1 protein-coding gene is annotated in these 1612 nt (G+C 43.9%); it reads right to left on the bottom strand.

The features are described 5' to 3' along the window. Positions 1-76 precede the first annotated feature (76 nt). Positions 77-1351 carry an RNA-guided endonuclease IscB gene (gene iscB / locus JGK36_RS00030; protein WP_293194027.1) on the bottom strand — a complete coding sequence of 425 codons (1275 nt, stop codon included), beginning with the start codon at positions 1349-1351 and terminating at the stop codon, positions 77-79. Positions 1352-1612 lie beyond the last annotated feature (261 nt).

Genomic DNA, 1612 nt, shown 5'->3' with positions numbered 1-1612 from the left:
TTCACCAAAAAACGAGCGAGAAGCCCCTGGCTTTAGACATGGGGAGGAAAGCGGCTGCGACTTCAGTCGCCTTGAATTAAACTCCATAGGAATAGCCATCTTTTTTGTGAATAGATTGGCAATATTTGTGACTAATTCCTGCTACTCTTCCCTTCATTGTGGCGATATCGAACGAACCGGATGCACGGCAAAGGATTCGTCCTACATAAGATCCGACTTTTTTGCCTGCGGTGACTGTCGCGTTGATAATATCGCCAGTTTGAAAACCGAAATGAATTTGCTTTCTCGACTTGTGACGAATTGGGAAGCCAAACTTATTTGTGCCGCACATCTGTCGCGTACCGTGTCCTGTTGCCTTGATTAGCAGCGGTTGAAAAGTTAGCACTTTCAATTCTTCGACTTTGCCTACACAAGCAGCATCTAACCAGTGGGATTTAGGTAGCTGCAAACGAGTGCGATTGAATTTTGTCAAGCCACCACTGCCAGTAGAAACTGGTAAGCCAGTCATGCGGAGTCGGTTAAATAACGCCCAGCGAGTTGAATTAACTACTGTTGCGTCTTTTAAAGGACGTTTTGCTTGAGATAGAATCTTCTTCAAAACATCTGGCTTCTTGGAGAGGAATTGCTCAATGTCTTGAGTTCCCTTCCGAGTATTACAATTCTCGCAAGCAAGGCAAAGATTAGAAATACGATCAGAACCGCCTTTTGCTTTGGGATGAATATGCTCGATTTGTAATGGTGTATCAGCAACTCCACAATACGCGCATTTTCTGTCCCATTTATTCAGCAAATATTCGCGGATTTCGTAACCACATAAAATGCCTTGCTGGTATTCTAATCCACTAATCTCTGGATTTTCTAGTTGTTGTAAGTCGAATCGCACAAGTTCTTGAACAATGAAACTAATGGGGGCGACCTTCATTAATCTAGTTACCCATGTCAGGGTTGTTTCAACACGATGTTGTAGGCTTGGAGCCAGCCATCCTTTAGAACGAGTTCTATTTAGAAATCTTGCTTTTCGATAACGAGTATGGCGACTTCTCCTGCCTCTACGCAGTGAACGGCGAGACTCCAAACTGGCTTTAATTGATTGACCTCGGTGAGTTAGTTCTGCACCAAAGATTACATTTTTTCCTTGGACTAATGCAATTCCCGTGGTTTTGGAGCCAGGGTCTAATTTAAGAGTGATTGGTTCCTGGGGTGCTGTTATCTCTACCTTGAGTATTATCGTGAATGGATATCTTTTGAAAACAGCAGCTTTGCCAGTGGTTAGCAATTTACGAGCCATTCCTGGGCGGATTGGATTGAGCGGTTGCTTGTGACTATCAAGTACAAAAACAAAATTAGACATAAAGTCCTCCATTGCTGGGTAAAGTTCGCTCCCTTGAATGTTTTATGAGCTTGTTATGCCAAAAGCACTGGTTTAACCCCGTTAAGCCTGTTTAACTTTTAGCGATAGAGCGGAAAACTAGCGACGGATTTTCCGGTATCATGACTCTAAAAACGTAGGTCTAATCCTGTCTCTGGTAAGGTTCGGGCTTTCTTCTCGAACCGCTCGAAACGAGCCGGACTTTCCAAAAGCCCCCGCTTTTAAGCGTGGGGTTCCTTACTC

This window comes from Microcoleus sp. PH2017_35_SFW_U_B (assembly GCF_020737865.1).
Classification (GTDB): Bacteria; Cyanobacteriota; Cyanobacteriia; order Cyanobacteriales; family Microcoleaceae; genus Microcoleus.
Note: the sequence above shows the minus strand (reverse complement) of the source record. Positions and strands in the feature narration are given on the sequence as shown.